Here is an 18,485-nt window from a genome sequence, read left to right on the forward strand (position 1 = left end):
CATGGCGCGCCAGGAGGGCATGGCCGTGATCAGTGCGTTGCTGATCGCTGCGGTAGTGGCGGTGATTGCCGCCGGCATGATCGAGCGTCAGGGCTTGCTGACCCGTCAGGTGGAGAATCGCCAGCTGGCATTGCAAGGCCAATGGGCCCTGGAAGGCGGCTTGCAGCTTAGCCGCCAGGTGCTGTTCGAACAGCGCCTGCGCGATCCGCTGGTGCGCGGCGGCCAGCCCTGGTCACGCCCGATGCGCGATGTGCCGTCCGCCAGCGTGCGTTTCGACGGGCAACTGGAGGACGAGCAGGGCAAGTTCAACCTGCGCAACCTGGTGGTCGATGGCCAGGTGGACGTCGAGGCGTTGGCGACCTTCCAGCGTCTGTGCGCGCTGATAGGGGTCAATGAGCGACTGGCCACGGCCATTGCCGGGCAGGTGATCGATAGCTACCCACAGCGTCCGCTGGCCACTCCCGCCAATGCCGGCTTGGGCCTGGCCAGCGGCCGTGCGACTTCACCGGCCAGCGCCGACGAAGCGTTGCCGGCCAGGCGCCCGATGCTGCGCAGCGTCGAGGCCCTGGCCGGGCTCAAGGGCATGGATGGCGAAGCCCTGAAGCGCCTGCGCCGGTTCGTCACGGTGCTGCCGGCGCTGACCTGGGTCAACGGCAACACCGCCAGTGCCGAAGTGCTTGCCGCTCAGGTGCCGGGCCTGTCGTTGCAGCAGGCCGCGGCGTTGGTGGCTGAACGTGACGGCGGGCGCTGGTTCATCAATCGCGGCGATTTCGTCAATCGCCTGCGCATGCCATCCCTGGCCATGGCCAACGTCCGGGTGGGGATCAACAGCGACTGGTTCCGCCTGCATGGCCTGGCGCGCCTGGGCAGTCGCGAGCTTCCCCTGCAGGCGCTGCTGCGCCAGCGCGAGGGGCAGTTGCCGGATGTCATCTGGCGCCGGGTGGGCGCATGAGCACGGTCATGGAGGTATGGCTGGCACCGCTGGCCGAACTGGACGAGGCGTCGGTGCTGGAGTATCGCCTGGCTGATCGGCACGGGCAGGCGAGCCGTGGACAGTTGCTTCGGCAGGCCAAGGGCGCGCCCTGGCGTCTGCACCTGCACGAGCAGGATAGCCTGGCCCTGGAGATCGCCATGCCACCCCTGGCCGGCAAGCGCCTTACGTCGGCCGTGTGCTGCGCGGTGCAGGGGCTGGTACTGGGTGATGCCGGGCAGGTCCATGTCGCGCATGGGCCGCGTCGGGCCGATGGGCAGGTCGCGGTGGCCTGGCTCGGGTTGACGGAACTGGCGAGGCTGCAGGCGTGGTTGCAGGCCGATGGCATCAGGCCGGCTGGATTGTACGCCCGACAGGACGATGCCCTGTCGGCGGCGGATCTGTGCGGCGGGCTGGCCGGGCCGACGAAGCCGATGGCCTGGGGGCGCACGTTGGGCATCTGGGCGGCGGCAACGTTGGTCTGGTGCCTGGGCCTTAATCTTTACGCCGCGCACCTGATTCGAGAGGGCGAAGCATTGCGTACCCGCATGGTCACACAGGTGCGCACGGCCTTCCCGCAGTTGCCGGTGGTGCTCAACCCGTTGCAGCAGGCGCGCCAGCAACTGCAGGGCGGGCAGGGTAGCGCGGCGGCGGGGCTGACGGCATTGCTGGAGGGTGCCGGGCAGGTCATGCCGTTCCTGGCCGGTAATGTCGAGGCCATGGATTACCAGGATGGCCAGCTGCGTATTACCCCCTTGCCCGACGGCGGCAAGGTCCCGGCGGACAGCGCCTGGCAGGCTGATCTTGCCGCCCGTGGCATCGACGGCCAGGCCAGCGGGCAGGGCTGGACACTGCGAGCGGCCAATTCGTCTGGCGAGGAGCTGGCCCATGTCGATTAAGGCGCGCCTGGCTACCCTGCGTGCGCAGGGGCGGCAACGCTGGCAGGCCCTGGCCGCGCGGGAGCGCCGCGCCGTCGCCCTGGGCGGCGGTCTGCTCGGCGTGCTGTTCTGCTGGCAGGTGCTGGTCCAGCCGGCCCTGGCCCGGATCGACCACTGGCAAGCCGAGACACCCAAGCTGCGCGGCCAGGCCCAGGCGCTCGACGCACTGCTCGGCGAGCGACTGGCGCAGCGCCCAGCAGACATCGCCCTGGCATTGCGGCAAAGCCTGGAGCAGGCAGGCCTGCAAGAACACTCACAACTCGATGCCGAGGGCGATGCCTGGCGCCTGAGCTGGCACCGGGCCCCGGCCGAAGCGGCGATGGCCTGGCTGCAGAGCGTGCCGCCACGGCTCGGCCTGGACACCGGCCAACTGGCGCTGCGCCGCGATCCGGCTGCCGAGCCGGGCAGCCCGGTGACCTTCTCCGGAACTCTTCGCATGGATCAGGCGCATGGCGCTAAGGACCCTTCATGATGTCCCTCCGTTCACCGCGACTGCCGTTCGCGCCCTTGCTCCTGGCCCTGGCGCTCAGCGCCTGCGCCAGCGCACCAAGCGTGCAACGCCCCTTGGCCAGCAGCGAGCTGGGCCGCCCGCTGGCCGAGGCCGGCGCCTCGTCGGCCGGGCTGGATCATCGTGCGCAGCCCGAGGCGCAGACCCGCCCGGCAACGCGTCAGCCTGGCCCTCGGGTCGGTCAGCGCCACAGCCGCGCCGTGGCGACGCCGCCCCAGGCCAATCCACTGGGTGACCAGCCGGTACAGCTGAACTTCGTCGACGCCGATATTCAGGCGGTGGTACGCGGCCTGTCCCGTGCCACGGGGCGTCAGTTCCTGGTCGATCCGCGGGTCAAGGGCCAGCTGACCCTGGTCTCCGAGGGCGAGGTGCCCGCCAGCAAAGCCTATGGCATGCTGTTGTCGGCCCTGCGCATGCAGGGTTTCAGCGTGGTCGACGTCGGCGGTGTGGCCCAGGTGGTACCGCAGGCCGATGCCAAGCTGCTCGGCGGCGCACTGGTGACGGGGAACCGCGACGCCGGCAACGGCATGGTCACCCGCACCTTCCGCCTGCAATACGAGAACGCCGTCAACCTGATCCCGGTGCTGCGCCCGATCGTCTCGCCGGACAACCCGATCAATGCCTACCCCGGCAACAACACCCTGGTCGTCACTGACTACGCCGAGAACCTCGAGCGGGTGGCGCAGATCCTCGACCGGGTCGACATTCCCACGGCCATCGACACCGATGTGGTGGCGATCAACAATGGGATCGCCAGCGACATCGCCGGCATGGTCAATGAACTGCTCGACAGCCAGGGCAGCGACCCGACCCAGAAGATCAGCGTGCTGGGCGACCCGCGTTCGAACAGCGTGGTGATCCGCTCCGGCAGCCCCGAGCGCACTCAGCTGGCCCGCGACCTGATCTACAAGCTCGACAACGCCCAGAACAGCGCCGGCAACCTGCATGTGGTGTACCTGCGCAATGCCCAGGCCGACAAGCTGGCGCAGAGCCTGCGCGGGCTGCTGACCGGCGAGAGTGACACTGCCGGCAACGACACCACGCGTGCGCTGCTCAGTGGAGGCGGCATGCTCACTGGCGGCAGTAGCAACGGCGCCAACGGCAATGGCAGCAGCACGCAAGGCAACAGCGCCAACAACAACGCCAGCAGCAGCCGTGGCAGCAGCCAGGGCGCCGGCACGACACCGAACGGCTATGGCAGCACCACCCAGCAGAACGACCAGGGCACCGCGTTCTCCGCCGGTGGCGCGACCATCCAGGCCGACAAGACCACCAACACCTTGCTGATTTCCGCGCCCGAGCCGCTGTACCGCAGCCTGCGCGAAGTCATCGACCAGCTCGACCAGCGCCGCGCCCAGGTGGTGGTGGAAAGCCTGATCGTCGAAGTCGGTGAAGACGACGCCAACGAGTTCGGCATCCAGTGGCAGGCCGGTAACCTCGGCAAGAATGGCGTGTTTGGCGGCGCCAACCTCGGCGGCAGCGGCTTGGTCAAGGGACCCAGCAGCATCGACGTGCTGCCGAAGGGGCTGTCAGTGGGGGTGGTCGATGGCACGGTGAAAATCCCGGGCATCGGCGAGGTGCTCGACCTCAAGGTGCTGGCCCGTGCGCTGACGAGCAAGGGCGGCAGCAACGTGCTGTCGACACCCAACCTGCTGACCCTGGACAACGAGGCGGCGAGCATCTTCGTCGGCCAGACCATCCCCTTCGTCAGCGGCCAGTACGTCACCGACGGCGGCGGCAACAGCAACAACCCGTTCCAGACCATCCAGCGCGAGGAGGTGGGGCTGCGGCTGAACGTGCGTCCGCAGATCTCCGAGGGCGGCACGGTCAAGCTGGACGTCTACCAGGAGGTCAGCAGCGTCGACCAGCGCGCCTCCAGCGCCGCCGGCACGGTGACCAACAAGCGCGCCATCGACACCAGCATCCTGCTCGACGATGGCCAGATCATGGTCCTGGGCGGCCTGCTGCAGGACGGCTACACCCAGACCAACGAGGGCATTCCGTGGCTGTCCGGGCTGCCGGGGGTCGGTGCGTTGTTTCGCAGCGAGCGCCGCGCCAGCAACAAGACCAACCTGATGGTGTTCCTGCGCCCTTACATCGTGCGCGATGCGGCGGTCGGGCGCAGCATCACCCTGAACCGCTACGACTTCATCCGCCGCGCCCAGGGCAGCCTCAAGCCCGAGCATTCCTGGGCCTTGCCGGACATGGACATGCCGCTGTTGCCGCCAGTGGAGCAGGGCGTGCCCGACCAGGGCCGCGCCCAGCCGGCGGCGCTGCGCGCACCACGGGCCGCGATCCGCGCGGTGCCGGTGGACGAGGTGGCGCGTTGAGCCGCTTGCCATACGCCTGGGCCAAGGCCCAACGCCTGGTGCTGCAGGTGGATGGCGAGGCCGGTGCGGTGCTGTCGCGCTGCCCGTCGAGCCCGGCCTGGGCAGTGGCCGAAGTGCGCAGGCGCCATGGCCAGGTGCTGGTCGAGGCGCTCGACGATGCGCAGATGGACGCGCTGCTGGTCAGTGCCTACGCCGACACCGGAAGCGCGGCGGCGGTGGTGGGCGCGGCGGAGAACGAGGTGGACCTGGATCGCCTGCTGCAGGACATCCCGGAAGTCACCGACCTGCTCGAGGCCCAGGACGACGCGCCGGTGATCCGCATGATCAACGCCTTGCTCACCCAGGCCGCGCGCGACCAGGCCAGCGACATCCATATCGAGCCGTTCGAGAGCCATTGCCTGGTGCGCTACCGGGTCGACGGCACCCTGCGCGACGTGGTTTCGCCGCGCAAGGCGCTGCACGGCGCGCTGGTGTCGCGGATCAAGATCATGGCGCAGCTGGACATCGCCGAAAAGCGCTTGCCCCAGGACGGCCGCATCGCCCTGCGCGTGGCCGGGCGACCCATCGATATCCGCGTCTCCACCGTGCCCACCGGTCATGGCGAGCGGGTGGTGATGCGCCTGCTCGACAAGCAGGCCGGACGCCTGCGCCTGGAAGCACTGGGCATGGACGCAGGCCTGCTGGCGCGGCTCGACCAGCTCATCCGCCAGCCCCATGGCATCGTGCTGGTCACCGGCCCCACCGGCTCGGGCAAGACCACCAGCCTGTACGCCGCGCTGGCGCGGCTGGACGCCAGCGTCAGCAACATCCTCACCGTGGAGGATCCGGTGGAATATGACTTGCCGGGCATCAGCCAGATCCAGGTCAACGCGCGTATAGACATGAGCTTCGCCGTGGCCCTGCGCGCCATCCTGCGCCAGGACCCGGACGTGATCATGATCGGCGAGATCCGCGACCTGGAGACCGCGCAGATCGCCGTGCAGGCCTCGCTGACCGGGCACCTGGTGCTGGCCACCCTGCACACCAACGACGCGGTGTCGGCGGTCAACCGCCTGGTCGACATGGGGGTCGAGCCGTTCCTGCTGGCCTCGGCGCTGCTCGGGGTACTGGCCCAGCGCCTGGTGCGCCGATTGTGCCCGCACTGTCGCGAGCCCGACCCGGCCACGCCCGGGCAGTACCGTGCGGTGGGCTGTGCGCACTGCAACCATTGCGGCTATAGCGGTCGTACCGGCATCCACGAGCTGTTCTGCGTGGACGACGAGGTGCGCAGCCTGGTGCATCAGGGCGCGGACGAACAGGTCCTGCGCGCCGCCGCCCGGCGCAACGGCATGCGCAGCATGCGCGAGGACGGCCAGCGCTGGGTCGACAGTGGCAGCACCTGCCTGGAAGAGATCCTGCGCGTGACACGGGACGCCTGATGAATCGCTATCGCTATGAAGCCGCCGATGCCCAGGGCCGCGTAGTCAAGGGCCTGCTCGAAGCCGACAGCCCGGCGGCGGCGATGGCCCAGCTGCGTGCCCTGGGCCTGACCACCCTGGAGGTCGAGGCCCAGGCCGCGGCCGGGCAGGGCAATGGTCTGTTCGGCGCGAAGCTGTCCGACGGCGACCTGGCCTGGGCCACGCGTCAGATGGCCAGCCTGCTGGCCGCCGGCCTGCCGTTGGAAGCGGCGCTGGGTGCGACCCTGGAGCAGGCCGAACGCAAGCATGTGGCGCAGTTGCTGGGCGCGGTGCGTGGCGATGTACGCAGCGGCATGCGCCTGGCCGATGCCCTGGCCGAGCGGCCGCGGGATTTCCCCGAGATCTACCGGGCGCTGGTGGCGGCGGGCGAGGAATCCGGCGACCTGGCCCAGGTGATGGAGCGCCTGGCCGACTACATCGAAGACCGCAACACCCTGCGCGGCAAGATCCTCACGGCCTTCATCTACCCCGGGGTGGTGGGGCTGGTGTCGGTGGGTATCGTCATCTTCCTGCTCAGCTACGTGGTGCCGCAGGTGGTCAGCGCCTTCACCCAGGCGCGCCAGGACCTGCCCGGGCTGACCCTGGCCATGCTGGCGGCCAGTGACTTCGTGCGCGAATGGGGTGTGCTGTGCTTCGCCCTGATGACTGGGGCGTTCTGGGGCTGGCGGGTCTATCTGCGCGCGCCGGCGGCGCGCCTGGCATGGCATGGGCGGATCCTGCGCCTGCCATTGTTCGGACGCTTCGTGCTGGGCCTGAACACGGCGCGTTTCGCCTCCACGCTGGCGATCCTCGGCAGCGCCGGGGTGCCGCTGTTGCGGGCTTTGGAGGCGGCGCGCCAGACCCTGGGCAACGACCGCCTCGACCAGTGCGTCAACGAGGCCACGGCGCGGGTGCGCGAGGGCGCCGGGCTGGCTTCGGCGCTGGCGGTGGAGAAGGTCTTTCCGCCGCTGCTCATCCACCTGATCGCCAGCGGCGAGAAGACCGGCAACCTGCCGCCGATGCTCGACCGCGCCGCCGACAGCCTGGCCAAGGACATCGAACGCCGCGCCATGGGCATGACCGCGCTGTTGGAGCCGTTGATGATCGTGGTCATGGGCGCGGTGGTACTGCTGATCGTCATGGCCGTGCTGATGCCGATCATCGAGATCAACCAGCTGGTGCAATGACCTGTTGCGCCACCTCCCACACCTGCTGGCGGAACCAGCCACGCAAGGGATCGGCGTGGGTGCGCGCGTGCCAGATCTGCATCACCTCGACGTGCGGCAGCACCAGGGGCAGGGCATACAGGCGCAGGCCGGGGTCGCGCTCGACTGCCTCCATGGCCAGCGAGCGCAGGCAGGTCAGCAGCAGGTCGGTGCCACGCACCAGGCGTGTGGGGGCGATGAAGCTGGACAGCCCGGCTACCACCCGACGTTGCTGGCCGAGGGCCCGCAGGGCCTGGTCGACCCGGCCGTCGAGATCGCCGGTCAAGGTCGTCAACAGGTGGTCGCAGGCCACGAATGCCTCCAGGGTCAGGCCGTCGACCAACCTCGGGTTGTCGGCGGCGGCCAGCACCACGAAGTCCTCGCTGAGCAGCCGCTGCTGGTGGAAGGTGTCCGGCAGGTCGCTGTAGAAGCCGGCGATGGCCAGGTCGCAGGTGCCTTTCTCCAATGCCTCGCGGGGCAGGTCGCCCCGGGTGTTGTGGGTGATCAGGGTCAGGTTGGGCGCTTGGTCACGAAGAATCGGCAGCAGCCCGGGCAGCAAGGTCTGCTCCAGGTAGTCGGTGCTGTACAGGTGCAACTGGACCGGGCGTTCGAGGAAGTGCTCGCCGTCGCAGCGGCTGAAGAAGTCCTGCAGGTGCCCGATCAACCGTTGCACCTCGGGTGCCAGTTCGTGGGCCCTGGGGGTGGGCGTGAGGCCGCGTGGCGCGCGCACGAACAGCGGGTCGCCAAACTGGTGGCGCAGCTTGTTGAGCTTGTGGCTCAGGGCCGGCTGGCTGAGCGCCAGGCGTTGCGCGGCACGGGAGGCGCTGCGCTCTTCGTAGAGCACCTGGAACAGGTGCAGCAGGTTGAGATCCTTGTTACCGATATTCATATATTGGATCGCAGAAATAAGTTCTTTCGAATTATCGAATCATAGCGCGATGGTTAGGATGGGCCCAACCTGTTGAGGGAGTCGCCCATGACCATCGCCATTTTCGCCATCATCCAGCCCCTTCCCGAATACCGTGACGCTACCGAGCAGGCCCTGCGCCGGATGGTCGAGCATTCCCGTGCCGAGCCAGGCAACCTGCGCTACGACTTGTTCGTGCGCGAGGGCGGGACGCTGGCGTTCGATCTGTTCGAGCTGTACGTCGACGAGGCCGCCGTCGAGGCCCATCGCCAAAGCACCCATTACCAGGCCTACCGCGCCGCCACCGCCGATTGGCTGGCCGCACCGACCCAGGTGCAGCTTGCCCGTCCGTTGGACATCGCGCCATTCAACTGAATCAGGAATCGACCATGAACAAGATTGCTCCCGTTGCGCTGGCGCTGGCCGGCGCCTTGCTGGGTGGCCACGCCGCCGCTGCCGCGAAGGGCGAAGTGCTGGTGCTGCTGTCCAGCGAGAACCAGTTGCCGCTCAAGGACGGCAAGCAGTATCCCACCGGTTATTATCTCAACGAGTTCGGCGTGCCCGCCGACCGCTTGCTCAAGGCCGGCTACAAGCTGGTGCTGGTGACGCCCAGGGGCAATGCGCCGAGTGTCGACGAACGCTCGATCGACCCGATGTACTTCGGCGGCGATGCCGGCGAGATGCAGCGAATCCGCCAGGTGGTCGAAAGCCTGCCGGACATTCGCGACACGCTGTCGTTGAAGGAGGTGCTGGCGGGCGATCTGGATCGTTACGCCGGGATCTTCATCCCAGGTGGCCATGCGCCGCTGATCGACCTGGCCAACAACCCGGACGTCGGCACCTTGCTGCGTCATTTCCACCAGGCCGGCAAGCCCACGGCCGCCATCTGCCACGGCCCGATCACGCTGCTGTCGGCGCAGCAGGATCCGGTCGCCTATCGCGCCGCATTGGCCCGTGGCGAAACCCCGGCAGCCGGAGATTGGAGCTACCAGGGTTATCGCATGACCATCTTTTCCGACCCGGAGGAGCAGGTGTTCGAAGGTTCGCTCAAGGACCAGCGCCTGCAGTTCTATCCGGCCAAGGCCATGGCCGGCGCGGGAGGTGACATGAGTTATGCCGAGGCCTGGCAGCCCCATGTGGTGGTTGATCGTGAGTTGATCACCGGGCAGAACCCGTTCTCCGACAAGGCGTTGGCCGATGCGCTGCTGGAGCGGTTGGAGGCTGCAGGGCAATAGCGATTCAGGTGCTTGGCGAAACAGGTATAGCGCCTATGAGATCGAGCGCCGCCCGCGCGGCGCATCGCGACGCAAGGCCGCCCACAGGCGTGGCGCGTGGCTTGAGGGCTGCACGGTCGCTGTGGGAGCGGGCTTGCCCGCGAACACCGGCATAGCCGGTGCCAGGTACCGCGTCGCCTGCTTCGCGGGTAAACCCGCTCCCACAGGGATCGCGCCAGATTCTAAAAATTGAGCAAGACAGTTGCTCCCACATTTGTTGCAACGTGCCGAGCCTGTCAGGCCATGGTTGCCCGCCTTGGTGCATGTCTTGAGACAGGCGAGGCGGCAGTAGTGCCCACGCTGAAACCGTGCTGGACCAACAAGGCGGACAAGGTAATGGCACAGGATTGACTGGCCCGAAACAGATGTGGGAGCGGCCTTGCGTCGCGATGTGCCGCGCGAGCGGCGCTCGATCTCATAGGCGCTGCAAGGGTTACGGCAGGCACCTGGCGGCCCAAACGCGATCAATAGCTTCGCGACACCAGGGCTCACATTTCTCAGGTGTTTGAGAGCCTGCGTGGCTTGCGCGGCCTGCCAGCATAGGCTGAGCTTTCGACATTTTTGAAGGCATCAATGACTTCATCTGTAAGGAAACTGCCGTACTGCTTCGATGCTAGAAGTCGGGACAACTTCTCGACGGCAATAGCCTCGAAGTAGGCGACGTCTGAATTGACCTCATGCTGATCTTTTATCTCTTCGTCCATGCGCTGCCCTCGAATGCAGGAAAACTGAGGTAGCGTGAAATTAACTCGAGTTGCTCTCGGACTGGGCCTTGAGAGTTGAAGGAAGTTTCCTGGGCTTGTGTGGCCAGTATCTGGCCAAGCGATTTTGGAGGTCGGACGCCCCTGGGTGCGCGACCTCCTGGCAAGAGGGATCAGACCCTGGCCGGTTTCTTCCAGGCACCCAACGCCAGCACCAGCGCACCCGCCATGATGCCGATGTCGGCAAGGTTGAACACGCCGGTATGCAGCGGCCCAAGGTTGAGCACGAGGTAGTCGACCACATGCCCGTCGCGCAGCACCCGGTCGATCAGGTTGGCCAGTCCGCCCATGGCGATGAAGTAGGCCGCGCCGGCCTTCACCGGGGTTGCCTGCCAGTGCCTGAGCGCCCAGGTCACGGCCCAGCAGCAGGCCACGCCTACCGCGGCGACGAAGATCAGTTGCTTGAGGCCCGGCGACAGACTGGCGCCGAGGCTGAGGAACGCGCCCGGGTTCAGGCTCAGGACCAGGTCGAGCCAGACGAACTGGTTGCCGACCACATAGCTGTGGTTGTTCAGGGCGACCAGGGCGATCAGTTTCACCCACTGGTCGAGCATGATGAAGGCGACGCCGAGGATCAGGACGAGGGTACGGCTGGAGAGCATGCAGGCAATTCCTTCGCTGCGCGGGCGCGGCCGTCCGGTATTGGCGGGGCTGCCGGCAGCGCGGCGAAGATAGCGCAGGCGGGTCTAGACTTAAAGTCCGGGTCGGTTGCAGACGCGGCCCGATCATCCATCCGACCACCGCCTCCCGGACCGGACGTCGCCGACGGTGGCCTTCTGGCAAGAGGAGGGCAGGTCATGGACGAGGCACGGCTTCAGGAATTCATGGGCAAGCTGGTGGGCGACATGGGCGCGGCGGCGACGCTGGCCAATGTCATTCTAGGGGATGAACTCGGGCTGTACCGGGCCATGGCCGACAGCCTGCCGGTCACCCCCGAGGCGCTGGCCGAACGCACCGGTTGCCAGCCAAGGCTGGTGCGCGAATGGCTCAATGGCCAGGCCGCGGCGGGTTACCTGGTGCATCACGACGGGCAGTTCACCCTGCCGCAGGAGCAGGCCATGACACTGGCCCTGGAGGACTCCCCGGTCTACATGGCCGGTGGTGCCTCGGTGCTGGCGGCGCTGTTCCATGACAAGGACAAGCTGGTCGCGGCCATGCGCGGCGACGGCGCGCTCGCCTGGGGCGATCATCATCCGTGCATGTTCAGCGGTACCGAGCGCTTCTTCAGGCCGGGCTATCGGACCTTCCTGGTGGCCGACTGGCTACCGGCACTGGAAGGGGTGGTGGCCAAGCTGCAGGCTGGCGCCCAGGTGGCCGATGTCGGTTGTGGCCACGGTGCCTCGACCATCGTCATGGCCGAGGCATTCCCGGCCTCGCGCTTTATCGGCTACGACTACCATGCACCGTCGGTGCAAACTGCCAGCGAGCGGGCCCGCGATGCGGGGGTGGCCGAGCGGGTCAGCTTCCAGCAGGCCTCGGCCAAGGACTACCCCGGCCGCGACCTGGACCTGGTGTGCTTCTTCGATTGCCTGCATGACATGGGCGATCCGGTGGGGGCGGCGCGGCATGCCTATCGGGCGCTCAAGGACGACGGCACGGTGATGCTGGTCGAGCCGTTCGCCGAGGATACGCTGGATGCCAACATCAACCCGGTCGGCAGGCTGTTCTATGCGGCGTCCACCTTCATCTGCACGCCCAACTCGCTGTCCCAGGAAGTGGGACTGGGGCTGGGGGCCCAGGCGGGCGAGGCGCGCCTGCGGGCGGTGTTCGAAGAGGCTGGGTTCCGCCAGTTCCGCAGGGCGACGCAGACACCGTTCAACTTGATTCTGGAGGCCAGGAAGTAGAGATTCGTCGGTACTGTTCTCGGTGCGGGGCAAGCCCGACTACCAAGGGATGTTTGAGCAAATACGGCTAGGCGGGCCCAGGGGCGGATCGGCGAACCTGTGGCCTGCCGTGATTCCAGGAGCAACCGAGCTTGTCCGTCAATGCCCATTACAAGACCCGCTTCGACACTGTGCTCGCCTACATCCAGGACAACCTGGAAGGCGATCTGTCGGTGGAGGCCCTGAGTGTGGTGGCGCACTTTTCGGTGTTCCATTTCCATCGTCAGTTCAGCGCTTACGTGGGCGTGCCGGTGGCCCGCTATGTGCAGCTGATGCGTTTGCGTCGTGCGGCGCATCGGCTGGTCGGCCAGCCCGGGCACTCGGTGCTGGAGGCCGCGCTGGAGGCGGGCTTTGAAAGCCCGGAAGCCTTCAGCCGGGCGTTCCGGCGGGCATTCGGGCACGCGCCCAGCGCGTTCCGCCGCCGGCCCGACTGGCAGGTATGGAACACGGTGTTTGCCATCCCTCATTTTTCCAGGAGCATCACCATGCAGGTACGAATCGTCGATTTCGCCGCCGTGCGCCTTGCGGCGCTGGAGCATCGCGGGCCGGCCAGCCAGGTCAGCGAGACCGTGCGCCGCTTCATCGACTGGCGCATGAGCAGCGGGCAATCGCCTGTGGCCAGCAGCCGCAGTTTCGGCATCCCGTTCAACAACCCGGATACCACGGCACCGGAGGACTTCCGCTTCGCCATCTGTGGAGAAATCCACGAGGCGGTGGCGCCCAACGCCCAGGGCGTGCTGGAGTCGGGCCTGCCCGGTGGGCGTTGCGCCGTGGTGCGGCATGTCGGCTCGCCGGATCATATCGGCGAGACGATCTACCCGATCTACCGCGATTGGCTACCGGCCAGTGGCGAAGAGCTGCGCGATCATCCGCTGTTTTTCCATTATCTGAGCATCTACCCGCAGACGCCGCTTGAGCAGTGGCAGACGGACATCTACGTGCCGTTGCGCTGAGCGCAGACAAGCCCGCCCCTGCAGTCCTTGCGGGGGCGGGCTTGTCTGCGCCGCGGCGTCTCGGTCAGTCGTGGATCTTCGCCGGGTCGGTTTGCAACTGCCACAGCCCGGCATGGGCCGCCAGCTGTGCGTCGAGGTCGTACGGGCTGCCGTTGCGCCGGGCCTTTTCATCGGTCTTGAACAGATCGTCGAGCAGGTTCAGCAGGTTGCGCGAGCGGCTCACCGACTCGGGCGTGCTGACATCGGACTCGAGCTTGCCACCCTCATAGGTGAGTACGCGCTTGGTGCTGGTGGCCTCCTGGGTGGCCTTGGCTTCCTTGAGCACGTTGTCGACGAACGCCAGTTCGGTGGTGCTGCTCGCCGTTTCGCTGAGTGTGTGGTAGCGATAGTTCTTCTCGTCGAACGGATCCGCTTCGGTCAGCTTGGCCGCGGACGACAGGCTCGAATGCCAGGCGGCATCCAGCTTGGCTTCCTGGCGTTGCTGACGGGCGATGGTGGTGCCCTGGCCACTGGTCGAGGTCGATTGCGACACCTGGTAGGCGAAGCGGTCTTCCTCGTCCAGGCGCCGCGCATTCAGGCGGCTGGACGGTTGCACGATCGAGGCCTTGAAGTCGGCCAGGCCGCTGAGCAGCGCGCGGCTGTAGGTGTTCACCGCGTCGTTGTGGCCCGCCGGGCGCGGGCTGTTGTCGTCGATGCTGTTCAGTTGGCTGAAGGCATCCTTGAGCAGCGAGGTCAGTTGCGCATCGCCCTTGCCGCGTTTCTGCGCCTCGTCGAACTGGGTCAGGTAGTTGTCCAGGGCGGCCTGGCGCTGGGCCTTGCCGCCCAGCAGCGCGCCACCCTGGCTATCGAGGTCCAGCTGCACCTGGCCGCTCGGGCCATCGAGTTTCAGGCTGCGGGTGGAGCCGTCCAGACGCAGGTCGAAGGTCTGTTGCCCACCGCTGGGCAAATCCAGCTTGGCGTTCATCTGCAGGCCGCTGAACAGGCTCGGGTCGAGCTTGACCAGCGCGCCGAGCTGCAGGCTTGGCGGTTGCCGGGTCAGGCCGTTGATTGCCGACTGGAAACCGTCGGCCAGGGCGGCCAGGCCCTTGAGCTCATTGGCGTTCAGCTCGCCGCCCTGGACTTCGGCGTCGACCGCCAGGCCCCGTTCACCGTTGTACAAGCCCAGTTTTACCGTGGCGCCGGAGGCAGTGGTGAGGCTGAGGGTGACGGTATTGCTGGCGAACTCGCGCAGGCGTGCCTGCTGCAGGCTCAGCGCGGTGGTGTCGGTCTCGTTGAGCTGCAAGGCTGATTGGGAGACGCGCTGGCCGCCGTTGGCCGCCAGTTGTTCCACCAGGGCGCTGCCCAGGCCCTGGAAGCGGGCGGCGGTGGTGGACGACTTGACCGCGCTGAACATGTACATGCTCAGCTTGTCCAGTCCGTCCTGTTCCCAGGTGTAGCTGGGCTGCGCGCTGTCCAGCGTGCCTCGCGAGGTGTAGGTCTCGCTGTCGGGAATGCGGGTGTCCTGCCCCAGGCTGACCTGGGTGCCAGGGGCGCTGGCGACGCTCGCGGGTTGGCGAACGATCAGGTTCTGCGCGAGAGCAGGTGGCGTTTGGATCGGCGTCAGTCGCAGTGCCGAAGTGATCGGGCTCATCGTCGCTGTCCTTGCGGAGTGAAAAGGATATGTCCTGATATCGGCATGCCATCAGAAAACCTGAGCGAGCGTTCGGATTTTTCCCCGGCCTATCCGGACGGGTCGTCTTGCAGGCGCAGAAATGAATCGGCCCGCCAGAAGGCGGGCCGAGCGTACGGCAAGCGACGATCAGCGGCGGCGGAACAGCGGCAGCGGTTCGTCGGTGGCGCCCTGGTAGGTCACCGAAAAGTCCTTCAGGCTCTGCAGCGCGTCTTCCGGGTCCTTGTCGGCACGGATGGCGAACGCGTCGAAGCCGCAGCGGGCCATGTAGAACAGCTGGTCGCGCAGCACGTCGCCGATGGCGCGCAGCTCGCCCTTGAACTTGTAGCGGTCACGCAGCAGGCGCGCGTTGGAGTAGTTGCGCCCGTCGGTAAAGGCCGGGAAGTTCAGGGCGATGACCTGGAAGTGCTCGACGTCTTCGCCGATTTCCTCGGCTTCCTCGTCGCTGTCCAGCCAGATGCCCAGGCCGCCATCGCGGGCCTTGAGCAGGCTCGGATGATCGCGCCACAGCTGCAGCGGCACGATGTAGTCGTCGCAGTTGGTCAGCTCGTCGATCGAGACGTCCTTGGGCAGCAGGTGCCAGGTTTCGTCGACGATCTGGTTGTTCTTAATGATTCGCTGCATAGACGCGTTCCTTGAAGGGGTCGATGCCGATCCGCTGGTAGGTGTCGATGAAGCGCTCGTCTTCGGTGCGCTGCTCGACGTACACATTGATCAGCTTCTCGATCACGTCGGCCATGTCGTCCTGGGCGAAGGAGGGCCCGAGGATCTTGCCCAGGCTGGCGTCGCGGGCGGCATTGCCGCCCAGCGAGACCTGGTAGAACTCTTCGCCCTTCTTGTCCACGCCAAGGATGCCGATGTGGCCGACGTGGTGGTGGCCGCAGGCGTTCATGCAGCCGGAGATGTTCAGGTCGAGCTCGCCGATATCGAACAGGTAGTCCAGGTCGTCGAAGCGGCGCTGGATGGATTCGGCGATCGGGATCGACTTGGCGTTGGCCAGCGAGCAGAAGTCACCGCCCGGGCAGCAGATGATGTCGGTCAGCAGGCCGATGTTCGGGGTGGCGAAGCCTTGCTCGCGCAGTTCCAGCCAGAGGGTGTGCAGCTGGCGCTGCTCGACGTCGGCGAGGATGATGTTCTGCTCGTGGGAGGTACGCAGGTAACCGAAGCTGTAGCGTTCGGCGAAGTCCGCGACGGCGTCGAGCTGCTTGTCGGTCAGGTCGCCCGGGGCGACGCCGGTGGGCTTGAGCGACAGGGTCACGGCAACATAGCCCGGCTTCTTGTGCGCGCGGGTGTTGCGCGAACGCCAGCGGGCGAAGCCTGGGTGCTCGGCGTCCAGGGGGGCGTAGTCGACATTGTCGAGGGCCAGGTACTCGGGGTCGACGAAGTGACGGGCAACGCGCTGCACCTCGTCCTCGGTCAGGGTGGTGCTGCCGCCGCGCAGGTGGGCCATCTCGGCCTCGACCTTCTCGGCGAACACTTCCGGGGTGAGGGCCTTGACCAGGATCTTGATCCGCGCCTTGTACTTGTTGTCACGGCGGCCGTAACGGTTGTACACGCGCAGGATGGCGTCCAGGTAGCTGAGCAGGTCCTGCCAGGGCAGGAACTCGTTGATGAACGAGCCGATCACCGGGGTACGGCCCAGGCCGCCGCCGACCAGTACGCGGAAGCCCAGCTCACCGGCGGCGTTGCGCACCGGCTCCAGGCCGATGTCGTGCACTTCGATGGCGGCGCGGTCGTCGCTGGAGCCGTTGACGGCGATCTTGAACTTGCGCGGCAGGTAGGCGAATTCCGGGTGGAAGGTGGTCCACTGGCGGACGATCTCGCACCACGGGCGCGGGTCCACCAGCTCGTCGGCGGCGACACCTGCGAACTGGTCGGTGGTGACGTTGCGCAGGCAGTTGCCGCTGGTCTGGATCGCGTGCATCTGCACGGTGGCCAGCTCGGCGAGGATCTCCGGGATGTCTTCCAGCGCCGGCCAGTTGTACTGCACGTTCTGGCGGGTGCTGATGTGCGCGTAGCCCTTGTCGTAGTCGCGGGCGATCTTCGCCAGCATGCGGGTCTGGCGGGCGTTCAGCTGGCCATAGGGCACGGCGACACGCAGCATCGGCGCGAAACGTTGGATATACAGGCCGTTCTGCAGGCGCAGAGGGCGGAATTCTTCTTCGCTCAGCTCACCGGCCAGGTAGCGGCGGGTCTGATCACGGAACTGCTTGACGCGGTCCTCGATGATCCGCTGATCGTACTCGTCGTATACGTACATATAAGTCCTGTCTCAGGCTAGCATGCAGCTAATCGCGCGCACGGCCGCGCACTCCGGGTCGGAGCCGAGGCACGATAGCAGAGTGGGTTTATGCGCTAAAGTGATGTTTTTGCATATGAAAAGAACCATTTGGACTAAGTGAGACTGACTGGCATTTGTCCGCGCCGGTACATCGCGGCGCTATAATCCGGGGTTTGCTCCGCAGGGAAGTAACAGCATGCTCAAGGCCTTGTGCCAGAGCCTGTGCCTGAGCCTGCCGCTGGCAGCGAGCGCACAGGCCGCGTCCGTGGTGTTCCTCAACCCGGGCTATTCCAACGAGACGTTCTGGGTCGATTACTCGCGCTTCATGCAGGCCGCCGCCAACGACCTGGGCATGGCCTTGCGCGTGCAGTACAGCGAGCGCCGCGCCGACCTTGCGCTGACCCAGGCCCGCGAGGTGCTGCAAGGACCGCAGCGCCCGGACTACCTGGTGCTGGTCAACGAGCAGTATGTCGCGCCGGAGATCATCCGCCTGTCGCGGGGTACCGGGGTCAAGCTGTTCCTGGTCAACAACGGCCTTACCGACAGCCAGGCGCACAGCATCCAGGCGCAGCCGGACAAATACCCCGAAGTGCTCGGTACCCTGGTCAGCAACGACGAGGAGGCCGGCTACCAGATGCTCAAGGTGATGGCGGCGCAGCTGCCGGCCGAGTCGCAGGCGGTTGAGCTGCTGGCCTTCGCCGGGGTCAAGACCACGCCGGCCTCGCAGCTGCGCGTGCAGGGCATGCGCCGGGCGTTGGCGGAGTTCCCCCAGGTGCGCCTGCGCCAGGTCGTGTACGGCGGCTGGAGCCGCCAGCGCGCCTTCGAGCAGGCGCAGATGCTGCTGGAGCGCTATCCCGACACGCGCCTGGTGTGGTCGGCCAACGACCAGATGGCGTTCGGTGCCATGCAGGCGTTCGAGGCGCTGGGCAAGGTGCCGGGGCGCGATGCCCTGTTCAGTGCGGTCAACAGCTCGCCCGAGGCCCTGCGGGCGCGGATCGACGGACGCCTGAGCGTGCTGATGGGCGGGCATTTCACCCTGGGCGGCTGGGCCATGGTCATGTTGCATGATGACGCCCAGGGGCTGGCGGTGGGGCGCGACGGTCAGCGTGAACATAGCGTGCCGGCCTTGCAGCTGATCGACCCGGACAAGGCCCGACGCTGGCTCAAGCTGCTGGAACAGGACAACCACGGCATCGATTTCCAGCGATTCAGTGCCGAGGGACGCCCGGCGGACTTTCGTTATCCCTTCCTCACGTCACCCGTCGACTATTGAAAGACCCTGCTTGAGGGAAGGGCATTGCTGGACTTAACTGCTGCTTGTGAAGTGCATTCCCATAACCACTACAAGAGGCAATGCAATGGGAAACTCT

At 66.7% G+C, this 18,485-nt stretch carries 17 protein-coding genes; 11 read left to right on the forward strand and 6 right to left on the reverse strand.

Features of this window, described 5'->3' with window-relative positions:
* Positions 1-19: 19 nt before the first annotated feature.
* The 6 genes from gspK to gspF are packed head-to-tail and all read left to right on the forward strand — an operon-like array spanning position 20 to position 7,369.
* Entirely contained in the window at positions 20-952 is a 933-nt protein-coding gene (gspK, locus tag POF53_RS19045) for a type II secretion system minor pseudopilin GspK (RefSeq protein WP_498968986.1), read from the forward strand.
* Positions 949-1,869 (forward strand): type II secretion system protein GspL, encoded by a 921-nt coding sequence (gspL, locus tag POF53_RS19050; RefSeq protein WP_498968988.1) that lies wholly within the window; start codon positions 949-951, stop codon positions 1,867-1,869. Before gspK ends, gspL begins: the two co-directional genes overlap by 4 nt.
* The gene (locus tag POF53_RS19055; RefSeq protein ID WP_203652336.1) at positions 1,859-2,380 is read left to right on the forward strand and encodes a type II secretion system protein M; all 522 of its coding nucleotides are present in this window, start codon (positions 1,859-1,861) and stop codon (positions 2,378-2,380) included. The genes gspL and POF53_RS19055 overlap by 11 nt, the downstream gene beginning before the upstream one ends.
* Positions 2,377-4,746, forward strand: coding sequence for a type II secretion system secretin GspD (gene gspD, locus POF53_RS19060; RefSeq protein ID WP_254464146.1), 2,370 nt, complete (start codon positions 2,377-2,379; stop codon positions 4,744-4,746). Before POF53_RS19055 ends, gspD begins: the two co-directional genes overlap by 4 nt.
* Positions 4,743-6,164, forward strand: coding sequence for a type II secretion system ATPase GspE (gene gspE, locus POF53_RS19065; protein WP_254464145.1), 1,422 nt, complete (start codon positions 4,743-4,745; stop codon positions 6,162-6,164). Before gspD ends, gspE begins: the two co-directional genes overlap by 4 nt.
* Positions 6,164-7,369, forward strand: coding sequence for a type II secretion system inner membrane protein GspF (gene gspF, locus POF53_RS19070; RefSeq protein WP_498968991.1), 1,206 nt, complete (start codon positions 6,164-6,166; stop codon positions 7,367-7,369). Before gspE ends, gspF begins: the two co-directional genes overlap by 1 nt.
* On the opposite strand, the gene POF53_RS19075 is transcribed toward gspF, so the two are convergent.
* Complete coding sequence (locus POF53_RS19075; RefSeq protein WP_498968993.1) at positions 7,350-8,276, reverse strand: LysR family transcriptional regulator; 927 nt, start codon at positions 8,274-8,276, stop codon at positions 7,350-7,352. The two genes, gspF and POF53_RS19075, sit on opposite strands and share 20 nt — an antisense overlap.
* A gap of 87 nt (positions 8,277-8,363) precedes the next feature.
* On the opposite strand from POF53_RS19075, the gene POF53_RS19080 reads away from it, so the two are divergent.
* Both POF53_RS19080 and POF53_RS19085 read left to right on the forward strand, forming a co-directional pair.
* On the forward strand, positions 8,364-8,669 hold the full coding sequence (locus tag POF53_RS19080) for a putative quinol monooxygenase (protein WP_203652340.1): 306 nt from the start codon (positions 8,364-8,366) through the stop codon (positions 8,667-8,669).
* A 14-nt stretch (positions 8,670-8,683) separates the two neighbouring features.
* Entirely contained in the window at positions 8,684-9,529 is an 846-nt protein-coding gene (locus POF53_RS19085; protein ID WP_203652341.1) for a type 1 glutamine amidotransferase domain-containing protein, read from the forward strand.
* A gap of 536 nt (positions 9,530-10,065) precedes the next feature.
* On the opposite strand, the gene POF53_RS19090 is transcribed toward POF53_RS19085, so the two are convergent.
* Both POF53_RS19090 and POF53_RS19095 read right to left on the reverse strand, forming a co-directional pair.
* Complete coding sequence (locus POF53_RS19090) at positions 10,066-10,272, reverse strand: hypothetical protein (protein ID WP_203652342.1); 207 nt, start codon at positions 10,270-10,272, stop codon at positions 10,066-10,068.
* Positions 10,273-10,442: 170 nt separating this feature from the next.
* Positions 10,443-10,931 carry a signal peptidase II gene (locus tag POF53_RS19095; protein WP_475858837.1) on the reverse strand — a complete coding sequence of 163 codons (489 nt, stop codon included), beginning with the start codon at positions 10,929-10,931 and terminating at the stop codon, positions 10,443-10,445.
* Positions 10,932-11,126: 195 nt separating this feature from the next.
* Between POF53_RS19095 and POF53_RS19100 the strand changes: the two genes are divergently transcribed.
* Positions 11,127-12,173, forward strand: a complete 1,047-nt coding sequence (locus POF53_RS19100) for a class I SAM-dependent methyltransferase (RefSeq protein WP_498968998.1) — start codon at positions 11,127-11,129, stop codon at positions 12,171-12,173.
* Positions 12,174-12,304: 131 nt separating this feature from the next.
* Positions 12,305-13,165 (forward strand): AraC family transcriptional regulator, encoded by an 861-nt coding sequence (locus POF53_RS19105; protein WP_203652345.1) that lies wholly within the window; start codon positions 12,305-12,307, stop codon positions 13,163-13,165.
* Between the two features lie 64 nt (positions 13,166-13,229).
* Here the strand turns inward: POF53_RS19105 and POF53_RS19110 are convergent, their stop codons facing one another.
* The 3 genes from POF53_RS19110 to POF53_RS19120 all read right to left on the reverse strand — a co-directional run bounded on the left by POF53_RS19110 (position 13,230) and on the right by POF53_RS19120 (position 17,094).
* A complete protein-coding gene (locus POF53_RS19110) occupies positions 13,230-14,795 on the reverse strand; it encodes a hypothetical protein (protein ID WP_498969001.1) in 1,566 nt (521 codons plus the stop codon).
* Positions 14,796-14,963: 168 nt separating this feature from the next.
* Positions 14,964-15,458 (reverse strand): DUF934 domain-containing protein, encoded by a 495-nt coding sequence (locus POF53_RS19115; RefSeq protein WP_028691443.1) that lies wholly within the window; start codon positions 15,456-15,458, stop codon positions 14,964-14,966.
* A complete protein-coding gene (locus POF53_RS19120) occupies positions 15,442-17,094 on the reverse strand; it encodes a nitrite/sulfite reductase (protein ID WP_232855559.1) in 1,653 nt (550 codons plus the stop codon). Before POF53_RS19120 ends, POF53_RS19115 begins: the two co-directional genes overlap by 17 nt.
* Before the next feature lie 217 nt (positions 17,095-17,311).
* Between POF53_RS19120 and POF53_RS19125 the strand changes: the two genes are divergently transcribed.
* Positions 17,312-18,388, forward strand: a complete 1,077-nt coding sequence (locus POF53_RS19125) for an ABC transporter substrate-binding protein (RefSeq protein WP_232855558.1) — start codon at positions 17,312-17,314, stop codon at positions 18,386-18,388.
* The last annotated feature ends 97 nt before the right edge of the window (positions 18,389-18,485 follow it).

Origin of the sequence: Mitsuaria sp. RG (genome assembly GCF_028369275.1) — a bacterium.
Classification (GTDB): Bacteria; Pseudomonadota; Gammaproteobacteria; order Pseudomonadales; family Pseudomonadaceae; genus Aquipseudomonas; species Aquipseudomonas peradeniyensis.